This is a genomic window from Paenibacillus sp. GbtcB18, from assembly GCF_019091125.1.
Lineage (GTDB): Bacteria > Bacillota > Bacilli > Paenibacillales > NBRC-103111 > Paenibacillus_F > Paenibacillus_F chitinolyticus.
On record NZ_JAGXJX010000617.1, the window covers coordinates 1 to 250 of the forward strand.

Annotated in this window: 1 protein-coding gene; it reads right to left on the bottom strand. The window is 52.4% G+C overall.

Translation table 11 applies throughout. The annotated features are described in order from the left end of the window. Positions 1-6: 6 nt before the first annotated feature. A partial coding sequence (locus KVT34_RS30680) for a hypothetical protein (protein ID WP_217563342.1) occupies positions 7-250 on the bottom strand: 244 nt, incomplete at its 5' end.

Here is a 250-nt window from a genome sequence, read left to right on the forward strand (position 1 = left end):
GTCTTATCAATTGATATCAGAGTAGCGATCTTTAGCGTTCTCGTTATAGTTCATCATTTCAAAAAAAAAAAAAAAGAAAGAGAAAGGCTCGCAGCCACACCCCTGCTTCCCTTGCTTCCGGCTAGCAGCCGTTGCCGTTGCCCCCCCAACCACCAACCTCTCCTTCTCCACAGTCGACGCTGCTTCTCGACCGATCGACCACCACCACCATTGCCCTCCCGGCCAATGATCGCTGGTTGCCTCCCTCCTC